This window comes from Leuconostoc fallax KCTC 3537, assembly GCF_000165675.1.
Classification (GTDB): domain Bacteria; phylum Bacillota; class Bacilli; order Lactobacillales; family Lactobacillaceae; genus Leuconostoc_B; species Leuconostoc_B fallax.
Map to the genome: position 1 here is coordinate 68,429 of NZ_AEIZ01000026.1, position 22,585 is coordinate 91,013.

Below are 22,585 nucleotides of genomic sequence, written 5' to 3' on the forward strand. Positions count from 1 at the left end.
CTGCTCCACCTGGATTCGAACCAGGGACCTGCGCATTAACAGTGCGTTATTCTACCGCTGAACTATGGAGCAATAAAAACTTACTCGTTAATATTAACACGGTAGCGTCACACTGTCAACCTTTTCATTAAAATACTATTTATATATTCAATATAATTACACATTTTATTATCATAAGTATCAAATCCTTTTGGCACAGTAAAATAACGAACATTGACTATTATTTTAATAAAAATATCACTAAAAATTAATAATATGAGCTGAAACTCAAGAACACACATGGTAAACTAGAAGAAGTAATTAAGAAAGAGGAAATTTATGGTTAATCGCAATATACCAATAATTATGGGAACACAACACCCTGATAATGCCAACGCACCATTTTGGGATACATCACAGCAACCATTCATTAGCGCTTATCGTGAAACAACAGAAGCTTTTGAAAACTTTTCAGAATTGGATGTTGATGAGTATATGTGGGACTGGGAAGGTAAACATGCTGATGCTGCGGTCATCGACCGACTTTTCAGTACCGAGTATGATTACTTTAAGCAACATCAACTTGGTCGTGATAAATTTCTAACTTTCCGTTTCCCAAACATTTGGGAAGAAAAAGGCTACAATTTAATGCAAGCTATGACGGCATTTCTGAGCTCTGAAGATTTTTCAAACGATCTAGGGTTCTCTCATCGCCCTCTTTTTGAAGCTATTCTACCAATGGCTGAACGTGCTGATCAAATTGTTGAAATGCAGAAACTTTTTGAAAAGCTCGCTATTTTCAAAAGCCAAGAATTTACAAGTAATTCACCTAAAAATACTCCTTATATCGAAATGATTCCATTATTCGAGGGATTTGAAACACAACTACACGCACCAGAAATTTTAACTGAATACTTAGCTCTTCACGAAAAGCATTTTGGCTTTAAACCAAAATACATGCGCGTATTCTTAGCTGGTTCGGATTCTGCTTTGACAGATGGTTTTATGAGCTCAATTACCGGAAACAAATTAGCTATTGCTCGGTTATATGAATTTGCAGAACGCGAAAATATTGAAATATTCCCAATTTCTGGTACTGGTTCGGCTATCTTCCGTGGTGGTTTATCACCTCGTCGTATCGAACGTTATATTCGTGAATTCCCTGGTATTCGGACAGCAACAGTACAATCAGCTTTCCGTTATGATTTCCCTATTGACGAAGTACAATCAGCCATTGCAAAGTTAAAAGAAGAATTACCAGCTGTTACGCCATTACAAATCAGTGATGATGATAAAGATATTTTAATTGATATTGCTAAATCTTCAGCAGGTTTCTATCATCACACACTGGATAACTTAATTCCTGATTTACAGCCTATCTTCAAAGCTTTTCCTAAGCGTCGTGATCGTCGCCAACACGTTGGCGTTCTAGGTTACTCACGTTCAGTTGACGGTATTGAGCTACCACGTGCCATCAACTTCACTGGTTCATTCTATTCAATTGGTGTACCACCAGAATTCATTGGTTTTGGTCGTGCATTGGACAGCCTTTCTGAAGATCAACTCAGTGTATTTTCTAAAGCTTATCCAAGCATGGCACAAGACTTTACCGAATTAGCACGCTATATCAATTTAGATGCCTTGCAAATTTTGAAAACACAAAATTCCGCTTGGGCAGATGTCGAACAAGATATCTTAATTCTTCAAAGCAAGTTCAATTTTGATATCGGTCCAAAATCTCGAGAAGAAAAGCAACATGCTGAAATTGCACAACAAATCGTCGAATTTAAAGATGGTTCATCAGTAGCAATTAAGGCATTAATTAACCGAATGGCCCAATTACGTCATTTTCTTGGTTAAAAATTTATATAAAAAACCTTGACGAATTGTCAAGGTTTTTTCTTCTATCATTGTTCAGTTGTTTTCCCTTGTTGCTTAAGAATAACGTTTTGTGCACGTGTTAATTCTGATTGGGGTACAACTTCAAAACTTTGTCCATCAATCATTTGCGTATTACCCTGTAGGTGATCTTGTTTAATATTACCTAGGGCACCACGATAATTTAATGCTAAATTCTTCAACGACGTTGTTGAAATATCTGTTTGTATGTTATTTGACATTGTGTTCAACAAACTTGAATTAAACAGAGTCCCAACATTAGCTGAATTTTTCAAAACAGATTCGATAATTAATTGTTGGCGGTTTTGACGACCATAATCACCTTGAGGATCATCATAACGCATCCGCGAGAATTTCAAAGCTTGCGAACCATCGAGATGATAAGTCTGTCCTTTGACGAAGCTCTCGCCTTCATAGGTAAAAGTCAAAGGTGATGTCACATCAACACCACCAACGGCATTAACCATCTTTTCTAAACCGCCCATATTAATCAAAGCATAACCATCAATCTTAATACCAAGTAAATCTTGAACAGCATCAATAGCTGTCGTTTCAGATCCATAAGTATAGGCCGCATTAATTTTAATTGGACTACCTTGATATTTAACATATGTATCACGTGGAATAGACATAATGGTTGTTGATTTCAACTTTGGATTAGCCGACATAACCATCATCGTATCGGTTCTACCTTTGTAGTCTCTTCCCAATTCACCGGTATCTGTACCAAGAAGTAAATATGTTATTGGTTTACTTTTACTTGTTGCTTTATCCGCTTGTTTTGTATTTGTGTATTTAGAATTATTTTGCATCTTAGATATGGTACTGTTAACGCTAAAGAAAGCATAAGCACCAGTACCAATAATACCGATAATTAATAACGCAACTATGGATAAAATTATTTTACGCAAAGTATGCTTCTTCTTCGGTGCTTCATGACGTGATTGACGTGTATTCTTTTCCATGGTTCCCTCTCGTATATATGAGATTCAAATTTATAATTTCCATAGCAAAAAGGACCTTATATTATACAAGGCCCTCTTGATTAACGTTCAACAGAAACAGTCTTTTCAGTTGTAGCAGCTTGACGCTCTTTAACTAAAACATTTTCTGAAGCCAAAGCTTCTTTAGCTTGGTTAGCTAATGCTGAGAAAGTTTCAAAATCTGAAACAGCTAAATCAGCTAACATCTTACGGTTCAATTGTGAACCAGCTAATGTCAAACCGTGCATCAACTTTGAGTATGACAAACCATTCATACGCGCTGCTGCATTAATACGTGCAATCCACAACTTACGGAAGTTACGCTTTGTATTCTTACGATCACGGTAAGCATACAAGTATGACTTGTAAACTTGTTGCTTAGCAACTTTAAAATTAATACGACGTTGACCACGGTATCCCTTAGCCAACTTAATAAACTTTTTACGACGTGCGCGTGACACTGTACCACCCTTAACTCGCATGGGTATTTCCTCCTAGATAATCAATGAATTCATACTGCACTATATGCTAGTATTCGAATCAAACCAATAAATATTGCAATTAATATTTATGTTTGTTTTATCGCCTAATTAAATTTGGCTAAGCAACTTAGCGTATGTCTTAACTGTTGTAGAATCCATCATACGTGTACCACGTAATTGGCGACGTTGCTTCTTTGTCTTACCATGGAAACGGTGTGAAGTATAAGCAGAAGCCGACTTCAAACCACCGTTGGCTGTCTTTTTAAAGCGCTTTGCTGATGCGCGGTGTGTCTTCATCTTTGGCATGACTAATCTCCTAATTTAAATTCTCTTGACAATTATTTGTGTTCTTTTGGTGCCAAGACTAAGAACATTTGGCGGCCATCCATTTTGGCACGTTGTTCAACCTTGGCAATATCAGTTAATTCATTGGCCATGCGTTCTAATACTTCACGACCAATATCCTGGTGCGTCATCATACGACCACGGAAACGTAAATTCAGTTTAACCTTGTTACCCTTTTCAAGGAACTTGATTGCAGCCTTTTTACGTGTATCAAAATCACCAGAATCAATCACTGGACTCATCCGAACTTCTTTAGTTTGGACAATTTTTTGATTCTTACGTTGTTCCTTTTGCTTCTTTTGCTGTTGGAACTTGACTTTACCCCAGTCCATAATTTTGGCAACAGGTGGCACAGCATTAGCTTGCACCAATACTAAATCCTGCTCCATGTCTTCAGCAATTTTCTGAGCATCGCGTGTTGCCATTTCTGTTTGCTTACCGTTTTGGATAAGTAAAACACGTGGCGCGCGAATATTTTCGTTGACTAAATCAACTTGTCTTGGTTGACGTGCTATTGTTAGGCACCTCCAAATTTATTTTTTGTGAACAAGAAGAAAAGCAGGATAGAAATAATATTCCACCCTGCTTAAACACTTGTAGTACTGACGTACAACGTGTATCTGCCCAACAATAACTATCATAAGGCGAGAAGCGGGTGCTTCTACTTGTTTCAACAGTTATTAAGTATAGACATTTTTTATTTTTTGTCAAGTACTTTGGTTGTTTATATGATACAAATCCAAAGATAATAATCCAAATTAAAGCACCAATAGCTGGAATTTGAGAATCTTTGTTAAAGAATAGTGTGATAAAGACAAACACGAAGAAAACAATGGTTAATGGCACCAATGTTCTTGGTGCAATCACCTTAAAACCATCTACCATGTAGCTTGAAGATTGACGATATCTCATGTAAGCAATCAAAACCAAGATATAAATCATTAGGAATAAATCCGTTGCCGCACTTGAAACAAAACCAAATGCGTAATCAATAGATGGAATTAAACTAATAATTGCTGAAGCAGCGATCATAACAGCAGTCAGCTTAATCGCATTTGCTGGTACCTGTGCTTTAGATAACTTTTTAAATGGCTTTAAATATTGAGATTTTGATTGAAATGACAAGGCATAAAAATTACGACTTGCACTAAACAAAACACTACTCAAAGCTGAAGCTGCACTAGTAAGCACAACAAAGTTGATCAAAGCTGCTGCCCATTTGATACCGGCTAATTCAAATACCATCACAAACGGACTTTTATCAGCAGGTAATTCACGCCAAGGATAAATCGTCATAATGATAAGTAATGCACCAAGGTAGAAAAGTAAAATACGCAATGGTATTTGGTTGATAGCATTAGGCAAAACTTTTCTGGGATTAGCAGTTTCCGCTGTTGTCATACCAATAAATTCCATACCAACAAAGGCAAACATGACCATTTGAAAGGCGTTAATAAAATTACCAGTGCCATTTGGAAAGATAGAAAAGTCTTTAATGACATTACTGAAAGCTACAGTACCTTCTGGTGTTTTAAATCCGGTAAAAGCCATAATCAATCCCGTTACAATTAGAGATAAAATGGCCACAATTTTAATCATTGCAAACCAAAATTCAGTTTCACCAAATAACGAAACCGCCACCAAATTAACACCAGTTAATACAGCTAGCATGATGACCTGAATTAACCAAGATGGCACTTCTGGCAACCAGAATTGAATATAATTGGCGACAGCCGTTAATTCACCCATCCCCATAAAAATCAACGCTAGCCAATACGACCATCGTGCAAAGAAGCCAGCGCGATTATCGATGAATTTGGTAATAAAGGTAATGAACGTGTGTTGTGTTGGATCCGCATAAAGTAATTCACCAATACTACGCATCATCACAAACATAAAGAAGCCAACTGCAAGATAAATCAATAAGATTGACGGTCCAGCATAGTGAATCGAATTACCCGCGCCCATGAATAAGCCAGTACCAATGGTACCGCCAATCGCAATTAGCTGAACATGGCGGCTTTGTAAACCACCTTGTTTTGCCTTCGAATGATCACTATTACCGTCATTCGATTGTTCAGACATTTATTCCACCGCCGTTTCACGAGAATAACGTGCAACATCAGCTAAAATAAGTTTCTCAAATGCTGCAATACTGATTGTTTCAGTCTTTTCTGATCCATATTGTCTAACAGTGACTGTTTCATCAGCAACTTCATTATCACCAAGTACTAGTGTGTAAGGTACTTTCTTCGTTTGTGCTTCACGAATCAAATATCCCATCTTAGCGTCTTTTGTTTCAACATTAGCACGCAAGCCAGCTACCTGTAGCTGTTGTTGAATACGTCGTGCATAGTCACCATGAGCACCCAAATTAACTGGAATGATTTGAACTTGCAATGGGCTTAACCATGTTGGGAAAGCACCCTTGTACATTTCAATGAGGTAGGCTGTGAAGCGCTCCATTGTCCCAACAATACCACGATGCAACATCACCGGACGATGATTATCTTTGCCATCTTCACCAATATAAGAAAGATCAAAACGTTCAGGCAACAAGAAATCAAGTTGAATCGTTGACAAAGTTTCTTCGCCGCCCAAAGCTGTCTTAGTCTGAACATCTAATTTAGGACCGTAAAATGCAGCTTCACCTTCAGCTTCAAAGTAATCCAAGCCGAGGTCATCCATTGCTGTCTTAAGCTGCTTTTGGCTCTTTTCCCACATCTCATCATCATCGAAGTACTTAGCTGTATTCTTAGGATCACGATATGACAAACGGAAACGATAATCTGTGATATTGAAGTCTTCATAGACTTCCATCATCATCTTCAAAATCGACTTGAATTCTTCCTCTAACTTTTCTGGTTCCACGAAAGTGTGACCATCATTCAGAGTCATTTCACGAACACGTGATAATCCAGTTAACGCACCAGACTTTTCATAACGATGCATCATACCCAATTCAGCAATACGCATTGGTAATTCACGGTATGAACGAGGCTTATGCTTATAAATCATAATATGTGATGGACAGTTCATTGGTCGTAATTCAAGGAACTCGCCGTCTCCCATATCCATAGGTGGGAACATATCTTCACGATAGTGTTCCCAATGTCCAGATGTTTTATACAAGTTAAGGTTAGACAAAATTGGCGTATAGACATGTAGATAATCATTTGATAATTCTTTATCAACAATATAACGTTCAACTTGACGACGAATTGTTGCGCCATTTGGTAGCCATACAGGTAAGCCTGATCCAACCTCTTGACTTGTAAAGAACAAATCAAGATCTCGTCCGATGTTACGATGGTCTCTTTCTTTAGCTTCTTGGCGACGTTGTAATTCAGCTTCAACATCTGCTGCCTTCCAGAAAGCTGTACCATAAATTCGTTGCATCATATGATTTGATGAATCACCACGCCAATAAGCACCAGCAACTGACACTAACTTAAAGTGCTTAATCCAACTAGTTGATGGCACTAAACCACCTTTATCTAATTCAATGTGATCGCCTTGTACAGCGATTGTAATTTTTTCTTCAGCCGGTAAATCGTTAATTAATTCAACCTTGTACGGATCATCCTTAAACATGCTTAATGCTTCTTCGCGTGTAATTTCACGAGAAACAATCGGCAAATCTTCTTTAACAATTTTATGCATCATGGCTTCGATTTCAGCAAAATCTTCAACAGATACTTGATTACCTGCCCCATTATCTGTATCGTAGTAAAAACCATTTTCAATGAACGGTCCGACACCAAAATGAATATTGCTAAACTTTGGAATACGCTTTAAAGCTTGTGCTAACAAATGTGACGCAGAATGACGCAATAAATCAAGCGCTTCGTCATCACTTGTTGTAATTAACTGAAATTGGCCTGATGCAGGAATGACATCATGCATGCCAACATACGCACCATTTAACTTAGCTGAAACTGATTTTTTAGCTAATGATTTAGAAATACTTTCAGCAACATCTAAGGGTTTTGTTCCCGCTGCAAATGTTTTGATTGCACCATCAGGAAATACAAGTTCTAATTCTGACATACTTTCCTCCAATAGGATTTACATCGCTGTAATTCCAATATAGTTTCATTAATAAACACAAAAATCGCCCCTCTAGATATAAAATAAATATCTAAAGGGACGATTAACCGTGGTACCACCCAAATTTATGGACAATGATGCATTGTCCATCCTCTACGACAGTATAACGGTGTCACCCGAAGTAGTTTTCTAATACATTACTCACCACTCACTCAAAGGTAGTCTTCATGATACGCGTTGCTAATTCCCACCAAACATTAGCTCTCTTTGTAAACGCCATACAATGAAGTTGTCCTTATCAATGTTTATAGGTGCAATGTTATCATGTATTTTTATATATTTCAACTTAATTTATCATATTCTGTTCATTATTGCTTCAAAATACCTTGTTTCTTTTGTTTAACAAAATCTCGAACGACTAACCAACTTGCGAGCCAAATACTTAACAAGATACCTAGCATACCTAATAACATCGTCACTAATTCTACAACCAGGACTTTAGAATTAAAAAACATTGCTACAGCATAATTCAATCTGACAAACCAAATAATCAAGGGTAGGCTGGCGCCCAAAACACCGAAAAACAATGTATTAATTGCTGTGCCCAAAATTTGTCCACCAATAATACGTGCATGTCCATATAAGTTTTTAACAGAAATATTCGGTGTTCGCTCAATGACTTCATTAAGGTCGGCAATGATTGCCATTGCTGCCTCGGCTACGGCACCTAAAGTTGAAATAATCATCGTTGTAATCGCAATTCTACCAAAGTCTATACCAACGTTTGTTGATAAGCCTTCCAGTTCTTCCGAATTTTCAGTAGCAAACCCCTGAAATTGACCTACCCACTGCAATATTATAGCCATCACAAACAAAATACCAATGACAATAACACTGGTTAAGAAAGCCTGATTCGTTACACTCGGATCATCCGCACCTAAATAAATAGCAACAGCTAAAATAATAATTGACACAATAATCGTCACAACATAGGCATTGAATTGCCAATTCATCAGAATCATTAATACAAAGATTGCCAAAAAGTTAATCATTAAACCAATGAAGCCACGCAGTCCCTGCTTACCGCCAACGAGTAACATCAAAACGAATAAAATCAGCATTAGCATCATAATGGCATTCATATTTTAGCCACCTTTCTTTGAAGAAAGAATGCAACAATTGCACTCGTTACTGGTACTGCCAAAACAATTCCAATTCCCGACACGACTGTTTGTAAAATGCCAAGGTTCATCACCATTTCTAAAATATATGGCCAGTTATTCCCATTCCTAAGCATCAAAATAACCATTGGCATTGTTTCAGCAATGAAAATCATGAACAAAACATTAATCAATGTTCCCATAATATCGCGGCCAATCGACATCCCCGCATGCCAATATTCTTTAAAATGACGTTGCGCATTTTCACGATGCATGCCAAATAATCCGGCCACAATATCTGCAGCCTCATCCATAACAGCACCTAGTACACCAATAATCGTCTGCGCAATAAAGAGTGTTGCAGGCACCTGAGTCACATAAGCCATTGTTTCAAAATGAACGCCATTATTATGTGTTAATAATAATACAATTGACATAATACCCATAGTTAACGCTGTACTAGTGAGTGTCGCAAAGAAAGTTAAGCGCATTTGTAATGTTCTGCCTAGAACAAATAGCAAACTGCTCAATGCAAAGAATCCAGCTAAAATACTAAAAATCAAAATAACATTGGGATTTTTAAATTGCACATCAATCCCAACAGCCACAATGAAAAGTACAATATTAGTAATTAAACTTAATAGTAGCCAACTCGTAGCACGACGCTGACCGTAAAAATAAAGTAATAAAATAAACAATGTCGCTAATAAACCAAGTACAGTGTCTCTTTTCAAAGATAATATATGGTATCGATTACTCAGCTTTTCTAGAATCAACTGGTCCCCAACACGATAGCGATGTAATACTGTCTGCGACTGATTAAAGCCATTAGTCAATATGATGCGTTTTTGCTGACGATTCAGTAATCGAATGGTTAATTTTTGCTGATAAATTTGATCTTCGTTGTTATGTTCATCGGTTATACTTTGTACTTTTTGATTGTGTACTTGAACAACTTGCCCAACTGGGTGCTGATATAAAAAGGCATTGTGCCGTAAAAAAAACCAACACCAATAAGTATCACTAAAGCCACAAGAATACGTTTAAATACTTTTGCCATTATGACTCCAATCGTCTATTTTTCCCTGACATTGGAATGGGTTTAGCCAAAAAACGAACGCGTTGCATCAATCGAGCAGCTTTAACTGGTTCAACACCATCTCTTGTTTGTGTTAAATGTTCCTCTAACCCTTTCATAGAAAAATTAGAAGTGAAAAATGTGGTCAGTTCATTTTGCATACGATGTTCTAAGATAACACCCAAAATATCATCACGAATCCACGCACTCAATGTATCAGCACCCATATCATCAAGTATTAATATAGTCGCATTTTTAGCTTGATCAATTAAGCGCTGTGTACTACTGTCTTTTTGGCCAATACTATTTTTAACATCCACGGCAAACGATGGAAAATGTAACAACATCACATCGATGTTATTCGCAGCCAATGCATTCGCAAGCGCTCCCATTAAATAAGTTTTACCAACACCAAAATCACCATATAAATACAATCCCTGTACATAATTTTTGGCATGTGTTAGATTATCCAAAATATTAATCGCTTCAACAATGGCATCTATACGACCCGATTCTTGAACCACAGCCGCCAAGTCGGCCTGCTGAATGGCAACAGGCATTTTATAAGTGTTCAAGTGCTCTTTTTGCCGTAACTTATTTTGTGTTTGTTGTGTTGGCACATACTTCACATGGATATAGCCCTTTTCAATATCCAACTGTGGCACATACCCTGGATATAATGTCTTACTATTCTGCGCCGCCATATTACGTTGCTGAACATATTCATATAATGCTGTTAAAGACTGTGAAAAAGCATCTGGTGCTAATTTATCTTGATTAGCTTGCCAGAAATCTTGAATATCCTGATCTTGTTTCAACATTTCTATCGTATGAATGGATTGACTATTTTTAAGATGTGGATATTGTTTTTTAATTTTTCTAATACTTCTGACAAATTTTGCATACTAGATTCCTCATCTCATAGCTTAATCCTTGGTCTTCAGATCTTTCAATTTAGCTAACGCTTTTTGAATATCCTTTTGATCATATTCCGGTTGCTTTGCTGTGACATTTTCCATTTTTGGTTCAATTTTAGCCATCCGATTACGCGTACGCGATGACGTCTTAATCTGACGATTTTGCTGACTCTGTTGTTTTTGATCATGATGCCGTTTAATAGCATGTATGGCTAGCGTCGCTGTCGTCACCTTCTGTTGTGCCCATTCATTCGCAATCGTTTCTGTCAATGCCCGCGATAACGATGTATTATCCATACCGATAAGAATTTGATGTAATAAAACATTAATTACTGGTGGGTTCAATATTCCCTGTGTTGTTAAGTCATTGACAATATTGCGTTCACTGTTCGTAATAAAGCCACCACGTGATTGCTTAATCTGAGACAAGAAATGCATTGGTGGTATCTGATTGGCTGCTTCAACAAGTGCTTTAGCCGTTTTAGATAAAGCTTCATCATGGCTTTCTACAGATGATATTTGAGGTTGATTACCCGTTGGCTGTGTTGAACGCGTCGTATCCAATTGTGTTTTAAGCGCACGTTGCATTCCAGCTTGATCAATTTCGTGCGTATCCAACGTTACCGTTTGACTCACAATATTTGCTAACTGTTGTTCATTTACCCCATACAACAAATGCTGTGCTATCAAAAAGTTACGATGTTTATTAATTTCGTCGACTGTTGTTCCTTGTACAAGTTGAGCAAAGGCCTCAAAATTAAAATGGTCATCTTTAACTACTGGCTTAGCCATGTCCAATCGAACACTTTGCTGTGGAATGGTCGGTGTACTTTCATTTTTAAAAATCTGTAAGAAATGTGCTGAAACATCCTCACCCTGGATTTTTTGAATACCTTGTATGCCGTAACGTTTTTGTAGCACAATAAAACGTTCTTCACCTACAAACTTGTACAATAAACCTGTTAACAATTGTTCCTTGAAAAAATCTTGCGCTGACAGTGCTGGTAATAATCGATAATAATAAGTATCCACAGAAGTAGTCGTATCATGAAACGTCTTAACTAATCCGACGGCTTCTAATTTTCGCCGTAATCTCACAAAAGTTGGCAGGCTTAAGTTTAGACTGTCTAATAAGAAATTATGATCTAATACATCCGTAACGCTAACATAGTTTATTTCTGTTGCTAACATATGATAAAGTGCATAACCAGTAGAACCAATAAACGGAACGTATAAATCAAAGGTACGCGCTAAATCAGCAAATGAAATCGGTACTGCTGCTTGTACTAGTACCCTTGCATTTGCATGTAATTCAATTGTTGGTTTACTTTCCTGCATACTCGGGTGCAATTTCCTTTAATTTTGCAATAACTTGAGCAACTTGTTCACGTGTTGCTGCTAATGTACCATTATTATCAATTACATAGTCTGCTACTTTTACTTTTTCAGATAAAGGCAATTGTGACTTAATACGGTTGTTAGCTGCATAGTCATCCAACTGATTCCGTGCTTTAAGTCGCGCTAATTGAGTGGCTTCGCTAACTGTTACAACAATTATTTGATCCACACTATCATTCTCATGATAACCACGTTCAACTAATAATGGGACATCTAATATCACAATTGGTGCCTTTTGTGTTCGCCAAAAAGCAAGTTTATCTTGAATCGCATTACTAATTGCTGGCTGTATAATGGCATTTAATTGTGACAAATTAGCCTCATTACCAAATACTGTGTCCCCCAGTTGCTGTCTATCAAGCACACCATTTTTAATAATTTGTGGTCCAAAAGTCAACTTTATTTTTCAAGAACAGTCGTTCCCGGTTCAACAACTTCACGAGATATCACGTCTGCATCAATAATTGGTATTCCAGCCTCATGAAACATTGTACTGACTGTTGTTTTTCCTGAGGCAATGCCCCCAGTTAAGCCAACAATTAACATTTAAATGGTCCTTTCTTGCACGATACGTTCAGATTGCGTTGACTGATCATCACCAAATAAACGACGAGAATAGGCTACTCGTGTGCCGGTTACATATGGAATAATCCAAATATAACCAATTCCAGCAGTTAAGAATCCCAATATATACCAGCCAATAAAACTCAACTCGAGCAAGAAAAGTTCCCACTTACGACCATCCATAACTCGTCGGCTAGTCGTAATATAGTCTGTTAAGGAATTAGCCCGTTTTCCTTGGTCTAAATCACGTTTATACGCATAATAAGTTTGCGAATAAGAAAAGGTTTTGATAATTCCTGGAATAATAAACAATAATGTCCACAAATAAATCAAAATATTTTGTACGAGTGCCAATAAGAAGCTTTGCCAAAATTTGCCATTACTAAAAATCTGTAGTGATTGTTTGAAATGCTGGTCTGCTTTAGGTTGTTTAAACCAGTCCACAATCCCCCATGCAATCGACCAAGTAAACAACATACCGATGCCATCGCTAATTACAGAAAAAACAACAGAGTTATTATCAGATGATGTATCAGCTTGCCCTGCAACTTCACTACCGTTTATCGTCCCTTGTGTCAATGAATAAACGACAACGGCCATGATTAATGATACAAAGAAGAAACTTCCAACCACTGCCACAATTGGCAAAATATTCAACTTAATAGCCGTTCCCCAATGGCCACGGTATAAATCTCTGGCTTCACGTTTCATTTCTCTAATACTTATTGGTTCTAATTCGTTCATAACTTTCCTTTTCCTATCTCACCTGGCACTTAGGGCAAAATGTTGTACCGCGTTGTCCAACACGAATTTTAACAAGCGGTGTCCCACAGCGCAAACACGGCAACCCACTGCGCCCATATACCTCTAATTGATTTTGAAACTGTCCAACTTCTCCAAATACATTACTAAAACTATGCACCGTTGTCCCATGATGTTTGATAGCAAGTGCTATTTCACTAATAATACTATCACGTAATATTGCGAGTTGCGAAGGGTCTAATTCATTTGCAGGCGTCTCAGGGTGAATCTTACTTTGCCAAAGTACCTCGTCTGCATAAATATTACCAATTCCTGCTATCTTAGTCTGATCCAGCAAAAAACTTTTTACTGGTTTCTTTGATTTAGCAAATATCTGAATCATATATTCTAAATGTAAATCAGTCGTAATTGGTTCCGGACCTAATTTAGCTAATGTTGGAACGGCTATTTGCTCTAGACCGGTTTCAGCTAAAGTCATGCGTCCAAAACGCCGCGTATCATTATAAAATAGTGCCCGACCATCTGCCAATTCAAAAACAATTTCCGTATGTTTATGTAACGGTGCATCCAATGGTTCAACGGAATACTGACCTTCCATACGTAAATGCGAGACAATTGTGCGTTGATTAGACAGACGCAAGAATAAATATTTCCCTCTTCTGTCAATGGCTGTAAATTGGCTGGCTAAGGTACCTTGAATAAATGCCGGTGCATCTCCCATAATCACCTTGGGATATGGCACTCTAATGTTTGCAATTTCACCGCCAACAATTAACTTTTCCAAACCACTTCTAACTGTTTCAACTTCTGGTAGTTCTGGCATATATACTCCTAATATCAAGATGTAACAATTCTGTGCTGTTACATACTAGCTTTCTACTGCATATTAAACGCATTCTAGTCTACTTATTTTAACATGATTATTTTATACTATTCGTTATAAATAGAAAATACCTTGTGGTAGCGTCAAGTTAAGAATATGAAATGTTTGCACTGTTTCTGGATTTTTTAGGTACTGTTTTTAATGCTATTGCTAGCCACAAATGGTTGAATAAAGAAGCCCATCGCAAAAAATAAAATCTCTTTCAATTTTCACTAATTTAACATTAAATTAAGCATGATTTAATCTGTTAATTATAATATAACATCACAAGCCATCCACACCAATCTGTGGATGGTTTGTCTATTCTTGCTTTCAAATTTGGTTGAATAGTTTATACAACGCTTATTTTGCAATCCATGTTAGTATTAGCTGATGGGGTGTTTCTTAACTTACTCACAATACTTTCTCAAACTCTATGCCCCATCCCCGAAGCGGCTGCTTCGGTTTTTTATTGCATGCTACAAATAATTCAAATAATATATCACACAAAAAATAGGCCATCACGGCCTATTTTTATACATTTAACTAGGCTTTAGCCCATTTGGGTTTACCCTTATCTTTATTTTGACGATTCTTTTTGCGCTTTGGCTTACTATCATTAATCGGATTTGAAGGTTTTGGCTTGGATTTCAATACTGGCTTTCTAACTGATTTCTGATCTAAGATAGTTGTATCTTTTGACTTTTTGACAACTTTAGGTTGTTGTTTATCATCAGAAACTAAACTTATGCTATCGGTTTTAGCCGGTACTAACGCAAAGTCATCTCCTAATGTCCGTTTCAAATTACGAACATCATGATCGTTACCTAAATTCAAAACTCGTCCACTCTTGCCCATTCGGCCTGTTCGGCCTGTTCGATGAATATACGTTTCCTTGTTTTCCGGTAACTGTGCATTCACAACTAATGGTAAATCAACAATATCAAGGCCTCTTGCTGCAACATCGGTCACCAAAAGTAAACTAACATCACCCTTTTTAAATGAGCGCAATGCATCTGCACGCTGAATGTGACGTCTATCATTACCGCCTAAACTGGTAACCTTAGCATTAGCATGCTGTAATGTTGATTGCATCGCGACTAAATTACGAATTGAGTTAAAAAATACTAAGGCTTGTTGTTTATTGCGTGCTAGTTGAATCAACACCTTAGCTTTTGCCTTTTGATCAACATACTGAAATTCATGTTGAATATTAGCTGGGGCATCTGTTCCAACAGATACGGGTACAACCGACTGGCCAAATGTCTGATTGACATATTGCAAATCAACGCCCGATGTTGCCGAAAACAGCATTAATTGGATATTATCTGGTATTTGTTCGGCTAGTTGATTAATGCTTTCATAACGTTCTTCAGATAGCATCACATCTGCTTCATCAAAAACAACTGACTGAATATTTTTTAACTTTAATGCACCAGATTCAGCCATTGTTAATACGCGTCCAAGTGTACCAATCACAATCTGGGGATGTTCTTTCTTCAACTTGTCAGCCTGACGTCGCCCATTTGCGCCGCCAACTAAACTAACAACATTAACACCTGGCACTAGGGTCGCCCATTCACGAATAACATGGGATAGTTGCATCGCTAATTCTTGACTAGGTGCCAAAAATCAAAACTTGAGTACGTTTAAGATTTACATCAATATTGGTTAGCAATGGTAGTACAAATGCTAATGTTTTACCAGTACCAGTTGGTGCCAAACCAAATATAGACTTCTTATTCAATACATCCTCCCAAACAGCATTTTGAATGGGTGTGGGTGTATCAAATGTTTCTTCAAACTTATCCTGTAGTGAGGGTAGTAATTTTTCTAACATTATTCTCTCTTATCTGCGGGGAATTCAATACCTGCTGATTGACGTAAATCAAACAGCGTTTGGTTAACTTGCTGAGACAGTCTAAACCAATTATTATACACTTCTCGTTGACCGTTTGGATCCTTAATAATATTAGCGAAATCTTGTGCCTCATGAATCATTGGATTATCATCAACCGGTGTACTGATTTCTTTTTGATTTCCGTTACCATCATGATAAGTGACAGATTCTAGCTCAGTAATATTGCTAATCGAAATCGTTTCTTTTTGGCCATATATTTCACTTGGTAGATAAGAATTGGCACTCTTACCAAACAACAAGGTTACCGTATAATCAGGATAGACCAAGATTGCTGTTCCTTTGCCATCGGCCCCGTTCCTGAGTAACGTTGGAATGTATTGTACTGCCTGTGGGGTACCAAACAAATCAAGTGCTGCATACAAAGGATAAACACCCAGGTCATATAAGGCACCAGCGCTAAATTTGCGCGTCAAAACATTTGGTTCTTGTCCTGCTAAGTAAGCATCGAAGCGTGAGGAGTACTTCTGATAAACCAACGTTGCACCTTGTAACATTGGCAAAGTTTTCATCGTTTCTTTAATTTTTTGAAATTAGGTTGATGAACATGTCGTGCCGCTTCAAATAATAACACATCTGGATGTTGTGCCAATGCTGTCTGCAAATCTGAAAATTCTGTAGGATTACTAGCAACCGGTTTCTCAACAATAACGTGTTTGCCAGCTGTAATGACTGCTTTAGCTTGCTCATAATGTAAGGCATTTGGTGAAGCAATATATACCAAATCAATGTCACTTGCCAATAAATCACTCATCGTAGTGGCTGTCGTTATCGTATCATGTGATACTTTCAGTTGATCAATAAATGTTTGTGCGCGTTCTTCAGTACGAGAATAAACAGTGGTTAGCTGATATTCTGACGTCTGGTACGCTGCTTCAATAAACATCTCAGTAATCCAATTTGTACCAATCACACCAAATTTAATCATAATTTGCCTCCTAAATTATCTGATTTCACTGTAATAATCGTTCATAAGCCTGCCTCGAGCCATTAAATACACTCGTCGGTAATTTAATAGCTCGAACACCTTGCCCGACAACATGATCTGCATCATACTGAACCAAGACATCCTGTTTCTTAAGTGATTGCGTATCATTCTTAACTAACCAAAAATGTGCTTGACGTATTGTCGTTGTCAATTGCTTTTTGACTTTCGGTGTTGTATATATCAAAATTTCTTGATTGTAATGATTAGCCAAAAGCTTAACCATCTTAACTAGTTCTGTTTTGCTATTTTGTGTTTGCAATTGATCAGCATTCACACTAATAGCAATGGGCAAGTTACCAGTTTTGTTGCCAACTTCTTGAATAAAATAACTCACCTGGGCTTCAGCTGTACTATCAGAAGAAAAAGTATGCATAATACCACGATCTAACTTTGCTTGTTGAACACGTTGCATATCTTTCTTGAATGTATTATCAGCCAACGCAGTACCAGTTGTACTCTGAATATATACAAAATCAACATGATTTGCCTTTAAATAACCAAAATCCAGGTATTCTGCTCTTTGATTGACGACAACACCTTGTACAGAAAAGCCCGATGGTACGGTTGAAGCTATTGATACTGGCTTAGCCACTATCCATATAGCGACAGAGCTAATAAAAGCCACTACAATAAGTAACCATGTAAAAATTGATAAAGCCCGTCTTGTCTTGATCCCCTCCTTTTGAAATTTTTTCACTGTCTCTAAATTATCTGTTCTTTCCATAAGTAATATTATACCGAATAATCCGTGATACCGCTCTATTTATATCTTATATAACTCTTACGAAAAATAAGTAGATCACTAAAATTGCTTGAAAATTGCCTATGAGCGTGCGACAATTATCCAATAGAAATGGAGGCAATTTATGTCGTTTGAATCGAAGCTTAATCAATACGCTACATTAATAGTTAAAAAAGGCATTAACGTACAATCTGGTCAAACTGTCATTTTGTATGCATCTGTCGATCAAGTTGTTCTCGCTCGTAAAATTGTTAACGCCGCTTATTTGGCTGGTGCTAAGCAGGTAATTGTCGAATGGTCAGACCAGCTCATTACGCAAATGAATATCAATGCAGCTGATGAAGAACTACTCACAACAACACCCCAATACACTATTGATAAATGGCAAGACTTAATTGTTAACCAACATGCCAGTCGCATTAGTTTATTATCTGATGACCCTGATGGATTAGCACACGTCGATGCACATAAGCTTTCAACTTTGACACAGACAAAGCAACGCGACCTTGCAATGGTTCGAAATGCAACAATGCGTGATGATATTTCTTGGCTGGTTGTGGCGGCCGCTTCACCTGCATGGGCACAAAAAGTATTTCCAAATACAGACCCTGCTGAAGCACAACAACGTTTATGGGAAGCTATCTTCAAAACAGTACGTATTGATGATCATTCTGATGCACTCGAAAATTGGGATCGCCATATTAAAACGTTACAAGAAAAAGCCGATTGGTTAAATCAACACAATTTTAAATCTCTACACTACAAAAACGAACACTCTGATTTTACTATTGGACTAGCTGCAGGTCATATTTGGGAAGCTGCTTTTTCACACAACAAAGCTGGTGATATTTTTATTCCTAACATGCCTACTGAAGAAGTTTTCACAGCACCAGATAATCGCTATATCGACGGTCATGTTGCAGCAACACTGCCACTTTCTTATCAAGGTAATATTATTGAAAATATCGCGCTTGATTTTAAAGATGGCCGTATTGTTAAAGCAACTGCTACAAAGGGTATGGCAATATTACAAAAGATTATTGACACTGATGAGGGCGCTAAATCCCTTGGCGAAGTTTCATTAGTGCCACACCCCTCACCCATCTCACAAAGTGGTATACTTTTCTATAATACATTGTTTGATGAAAATGCTTCAGATCATCTTGCTATCGGCGCCGCTTACGCTTCGAATATTAAAGACGGTAAAACAGCTTCACCCGAAGCATTAGCACAACGTGGTTGGAATATATCCGATACACACGTCGATTTTATGATTGGCTCTGCCGATATGGATATTGACGGCATCACTCAAGATGGTCAACTTGTTCCCGTTTTCAGACAAGGTGATTGGGCATAATTTTTTCAGATATTTAAAGGATTAGTCTATGTTTTCAAAATGGTCAAATAAATGGCATAATAATGGTTCATCACAGAAGCATACACATCATTTATTTTTCATGTTACTCATTGCCCTGATTGGTCATTTAGACTTTTGGTATATGGTACCACCTGATAATCGAATGCTAAAAATCATTGTTGTATTCATGACCTTGCTAGCACTCTACTATCTGTGGACCCTACCAACCGCACAGGATAACTCAGATATACCTTATAAAATACTTTATGTCTGGTATCTGATTTATGTTGGATCAACCATTTTATTAGTTAATATTTTGACACATCAAGTCTTACGTTTAAATTTTTGGATCAGCATTCTACTCTTTGTCGTCCTTGAAACTATATTACTACTACCTGCTATTGAAAGTAAAAATAAAAGATAAAACGACCATGATTTTACTCATGATCGTTTTTTAATTCAAAGTTTCAAGTTCTTTTGGTGTTAATTGTGCGAGTAACGTGTTAATCGCCATAACGTCAATATAGTGATCTAATCCTTCAATCCCCTTCAGCAACTTGCCCAGACCATTTATGGCCTTTTTTGACTCAAGAACTTGAGATATGCACGCAACTCTCCACCAATGCCATCCAAATCTTGCCATTGTGGTTGCCAATAATCAAATAGCTCTTGCTTAGTAAATTGCTTCAAACTTTCAGCATCCCACGTCTTATGCGTACGGCCATAGATTTTCGCCATACCTTCATGGTAAGCATATAATAAATGCAAAACATTATCACTCACAACATCTTTTATTGCAGCTGCTTTAAAATCTTCTAAACGGCGCTGAGCATAAACGAGTTCCGCATCAACCAAATCTTGAGATAATACCATTACCTCAACATCCTGCTTAACATCATCTGTCGTGGCAACAACGGGTGCTAATCCTCTAAATGTTTCACCAATCGTTTGTAGATCAAAATCATCGTCTTCATCATTTTGTGATAAGAACTTATACTGTAACTCGTCAATCGCATTAGATGTTTTCATCATCTCAGCAACATCTTTGCCCTGCCATTTGAAGAAATTAACTGCCAATACTGTTCTAACAATCATGCGCCAGAAATTAATGTCGAACTTAGGGGCGCTGGCAATAAAGTATGTATTAACTTGGCTTTCTTTAACCAATAATTTCTGCATATCGAATAGTACAGGTACTAGCAAAATGAAGTAACGCCAATCACGATCCTCACTGTTAACTAACGTCGCCTGCATCGCTTCATTTAAATTAACGGCCGCACGTTCATTACTCGTAAACTGAGTAAAGTGTTGTTGTACAATCATTGCCAACAAATCATCAAAGAAAAATGAAGCAACTTCAAACGTTTTTTGATCATACTTATCATGATACATTAAATAATAACGTGCCCGTAAAAAGCCGGCCCACTCATTAAAATCAAATGGTTTCACATGACCAGCTTGCTTGTACGTTTGTTTCTTTTTAAGATTACGCATCTTCTTAACTTGTGCGCGTTGTCCTTGTTTCACTACCGTAACTCCTCGCTTTACTTAGATACTAAGGTCTAACTGATACTTGCCATGTCCAAATTCGCGTAGACGGAATTGAAATATTTGTTCTTCACGTTGCAAGTCAGGCGTTTTAACACTTGCTTGTTGTGTACCTTCTAATTCTGCAAGCTCGATTGCTGCATTAATTTGCGAAATAACTGGCGCAAATGCCTTAGTATCCGCTGATACATAAAATAATTCTGCATTACCGTAAGTTTGTGATTTACGCACTAATTTTACAGATGTTTTATAGCGATTTACTTCAAAAATAATATGATTAAAATTAAAATCTCTTACATAATGAAATAATGATGACAAAAACTGTGTTGCGTTAAATTTATTTTTTACCATAATTTATTGTTATGTTGATGACAACATAATTTATCCTTATTTGTAGTCTACCAATCATTCTAACATAGGTCATGACTGCTGCCTAATAAATCACAAAAAGTAGTTAACCTTCACGTTAACTACTTTTTATATGAACAATCATTACTTATAGATAAACATTGCGTCTCCGAAACTGAAGAAACGGTACTGTTGAGCAACAGCATGATGATAGGCATTCATAATATGCTCTCGGCCAGTAAAGGCAGCAACAAGCATCACTAATGTTGATTTAGGTAAATGAAAGTTAGTAATAAATGCATCAACCACTGTCCACTGATAACCTGGTTTAATGAAAATATCTGTCCAGCCAGAATCAGCTTTTAACTCTCCTGAAAACTTGCTGCCAATGGTTTCTAACGTTCGAATAGACGTTGTTCCAGTCGCAATAATACGACCACCGTTTTGACGCACTTCATTCAAATCTTGCGCAGCATCAGCTGTTAACTGATAAAACTCAGAATGCATCTTATGATCTTCAATATTTTCTTCTTCAACAGGTCGGAAAGTGCCGAGACCAACATGCAATGTTAATTCAACTGTTTTAACACCTTTAGCACGAACTTTATCCAACAATTCTGGTGTCCAATGTAAACCTGCCGTTGGTGCAGCTGCCGAGCCATCTACTTTTGAATAAACCGTTTGATAACGCTCTTGATCAGCCAACTTTTCCTTAATATAAGGTGGTAAAGGCATTTCACCTAATTTATCTAATAATTCCATAAAAATACCATCATAATGGAATTCAATCATTTTACCACCGTGTTCTAAATCTTCTAAGACGGTTGCTGTCATGATTGGATGTTGCATATCATCGCCAAAGACAACTTCTGATCCGATAGGAGACTTTTTAGCCGGCTTCATCAAGACTTCCCAAACATCCCCATGATCTTGGCGTAATAGCAAAACTTCTGCATGTCCACCTGTTTCTGGTCGAGCACCATGCAATCGTGCTGGCAAAACACGAGAATTATTCATTACAATAGCATCGCCAGCTTTTACATAATCTAAAATATCATAAAAATGTCGATCTTCATACTCACCGCTAATAGCATTTAAAGCTAGAAGTCGAGACGCGTCTCGTTGCTTTAAAGGTGTTTGCGCTATAAGCGCTTCTGGTAAATCATAATCAAAATCTGATAAAGTGTAGTGTTCTTGTGTCATTA

General features: G+C 37.3%; 17 protein-coding genes, 1 tRNA gene, 5 pseudogenes and 2 other annotated features. Of the genes and pseudogenes, 3 read left to right on the forward strand and 20 right to left on the reverse strand.

Annotated elements, in window-relative coordinates:
- Positions 1-72 (reverse strand) — tRNA-Asn (locus LEUFL_RS0107670).
- A gap of 246 nt (positions 73-318) precedes the next feature.
- Between LEUFL_RS0107670 and ppcA the strand changes: the two genes are divergently transcribed.
- On the forward strand, positions 319-1,839 hold the full coding sequence (ppcA, locus tag LEUFL_RS0107675; RefSeq protein ID WP_010008576.1) for a phosphoenolpyruvate carboxylase: 1,521 nt from the start codon (positions 319-321) through the stop codon (positions 1,837-1,839).
- Between the two features lie 47 nt (positions 1,840-1,886).
- On the opposite strand, the gene LEUFL_RS0107680 is transcribed toward ppcA, so the two are convergent.
- The 16 genes and pseudogenes from LEUFL_RS0107680 to LEUFL_RS0107760 all read right to left on the reverse strand — a co-directional run bounded on the left by LEUFL_RS0107680 (position 1,887) and on the right by LEUFL_RS0107760 (position 18,109).
- Positions 1,887-2,843, reverse strand: a complete 957-nt coding sequence (locus LEUFL_RS0107680) for an LCP family protein (protein ID WP_010008578.1) — start codon at positions 2,841-2,843, stop codon at positions 1,887-1,889.
- Between the two features lie 80 nt (positions 2,844-2,923).
- Entirely contained in the window at positions 2,924-3,343 is a 420-nt protein-coding gene (rplT, locus tag LEUFL_RS10490) for a 50S ribosomal protein L20 (RefSeq protein ID WP_010008580.1), read from the reverse strand.
- 108 nt (positions 3,344-3,451) lie between these two features.
- The gene (rpmI, locus tag LEUFL_RS0107690) at positions 3,452-3,649 is read right to left on the reverse strand and encodes a 50S ribosomal protein L35 (protein WP_010008581.1); all 198 of its coding nucleotides are present in this window, start codon (positions 3,647-3,649) and stop codon (positions 3,452-3,454) included.
- Positions 3,650-3,681: 32 nt separating this feature from the next.
- Positions 3,682-4,221 (reverse strand): translation initiation factor IF-3, encoded by a 540-nt coding sequence (gene infC, locus LEUFL_RS0107695; protein ID WP_050792595.1) that lies wholly within the window; start codon positions 4,219-4,221, stop codon positions 3,682-3,684.
- Complete coding sequence (locus LEUFL_RS0107700) at positions 4,178-5,773, reverse strand: amino acid permease (protein WP_010008583.1); 1,596 nt, start codon at positions 5,771-5,773, stop codon at positions 4,178-4,180. The genes infC and LEUFL_RS0107700 overlap by 44 nt, the downstream gene beginning before the upstream one ends.
- Positions 4,235-4,361, reverse strand: a sequence feature (ribosomal protein L20 leader region). (Overlaps the previous gene by 127 nt.)
- A complete protein-coding gene (gene thrS, locus LEUFL_RS0107705; RefSeq protein WP_010008586.1) occupies positions 5,774-7,738 on the reverse strand; it encodes a threonine--tRNA ligase in 1,965 nt (654 codons plus the stop codon).
- Positions 7,739-7,830: 92 nt separating this feature from the next.
- Positions 7,831-8,049: a binding site (T-box leader), on the reverse strand.
- A gap of 57 nt (positions 8,050-8,106) precedes the next feature.
- On the reverse strand, positions 8,107-8,880 hold the full coding sequence (locus LEUFL_RS0107710; RefSeq protein WP_010008587.1) for a YibE/F family protein: 774 nt from the start codon (positions 8,878-8,880) through the stop codon (positions 8,107-8,109).
- A pseudogene (locus LEUFL_RS10495) lies at positions 8,877-9,905 on the reverse strand (YibE/F family protein); the annotation flags it as partial. The gene LEUFL_RS0107710 and the pseudogene LEUFL_RS10495, both read right to left, overlap by 4 nt.
- 52 nt (positions 9,906-9,957) lie before the next feature.
- Positions 9,958-10,797: a primosomal protein DnaI gene (gene dnaI / locus LEUFL_RS12095; RefSeq protein WP_010008593.1), complete on the reverse strand. Its 840-nt coding sequence runs from the start codon at positions 10,795-10,797 to the stop codon at positions 9,958-9,960.
- A gap of 105 nt (positions 10,798-10,902) precedes the next feature.
- Positions 10,903-12,231, reverse strand: coding sequence for a DnaD domain protein (locus tag LEUFL_RS0107730; RefSeq protein ID WP_010008594.1), 1,329 nt, complete (start codon positions 12,229-12,231; stop codon positions 10,903-10,905).
- Positions 12,218-12,837 (reverse strand): annotated as a pseudogene (coaE, locus tag LEUFL_RS12100) (dephospho-CoA kinase). The gene LEUFL_RS0107730 and the pseudogene coaE overlap by 14 nt, the downstream one beginning before the upstream one ends.
- Entirely contained in the window at positions 12,838-13,599 is a 762-nt protein-coding gene (locus LEUFL_RS0107740) for a DUF975 family protein (protein ID WP_010008595.1), read from the reverse strand.
- A 13-nt stretch (positions 13,600-13,612) separates the two neighbouring features.
- The gene (gene mutM / locus LEUFL_RS0107745) at positions 13,613-14,440 is read right to left on the reverse strand and encodes a bifunctional DNA-formamidopyrimidine glycosylase/DNA-(apurinic or apyrimidinic site) lyase (RefSeq protein WP_010008596.1); all 828 of its coding nucleotides are present in this window, start codon (positions 14,438-14,440) and stop codon (positions 13,613-13,615) included.
- Between the two features lie 585 nt (positions 14,441-15,025).
- Positions 15,026-16,319, reverse strand: a pseudogene (locus LEUFL_RS12105) (DEAD/DEAH box helicase).
- Positions 16,319-17,325: pseudogene (locus tag LEUFL_RS12110) on the reverse strand (Gfo/Idh/MocA family protein). The pseudogenes LEUFL_RS12105 and LEUFL_RS12110 overlap by 1 nt, the downstream one beginning before the upstream one ends.
- A 25-nt stretch (positions 17,326-17,350) precedes the next feature.
- Positions 17,351-18,109 carry a GH25 family lysozyme gene (locus LEUFL_RS0107760; protein ID WP_010008598.1) on the reverse strand — a complete coding sequence of 253 codons (759 nt, stop codon included), beginning with the start codon at positions 18,107-18,109 and terminating at the stop codon, positions 17,351-17,353.
- Positions 18,110-18,251: 142 nt separating this feature from the next.
- Between LEUFL_RS0107760 and LEUFL_RS0107765 the strand changes: the two genes are divergently transcribed.
- Both LEUFL_RS0107765 and LEUFL_RS0107770 read left to right on the forward strand, forming a co-directional pair.
- Positions 18,252-19,484: an aminopeptidase gene (locus LEUFL_RS0107765; protein ID WP_010008600.1), complete on the forward strand. Its 1,233-nt coding sequence runs from the start codon at positions 18,252-18,254 to the stop codon at positions 19,482-19,484.
- A gap of 28 nt (positions 19,485-19,512) precedes the next feature.
- Positions 19,513-19,908 carry a hypothetical protein gene (locus LEUFL_RS0107770; protein WP_010008602.1) on the forward strand — a complete coding sequence of 132 codons (396 nt, stop codon included), beginning with the start codon at positions 19,513-19,515 and terminating at the stop codon, positions 19,906-19,908.
- Between the two features lie 30 nt (positions 19,909-19,938).
- Here the strand turns inward: LEUFL_RS0107770 and LEUFL_RS12115 are convergent.
- The 3 genes and pseudogenes from LEUFL_RS12115 to queA all read right to left on the reverse strand — a co-directional run bounded on the left by LEUFL_RS12115 (position 19,939) and on the right by queA (position 22,583).
- Positions 19,939-21,011, reverse strand: a pseudogene (locus LEUFL_RS12115) (metaphase chromosome protein 1).
- 21 nt (positions 21,012-21,032) lie between these two features.
- On the reverse strand, positions 21,033-21,383 hold the full coding sequence (locus tag LEUFL_RS0107780; protein ID WP_010008605.1) for a hypothetical protein: 351 nt from the start codon (positions 21,381-21,383) through the stop codon (positions 21,033-21,035).
- A gap of 141 nt (positions 21,384-21,524) precedes the next feature.
- Positions 21,525-22,583, reverse strand: coding sequence for a tRNA preQ1(34) S-adenosylmethionine ribosyltransferase-isomerase QueA (gene queA / locus LEUFL_RS0107785; protein WP_010008606.1), 1,059 nt, complete (start codon positions 22,581-22,583; stop codon positions 21,525-21,527).
- Positions 22,584-22,585: the final 2 nt, after the last annotated feature.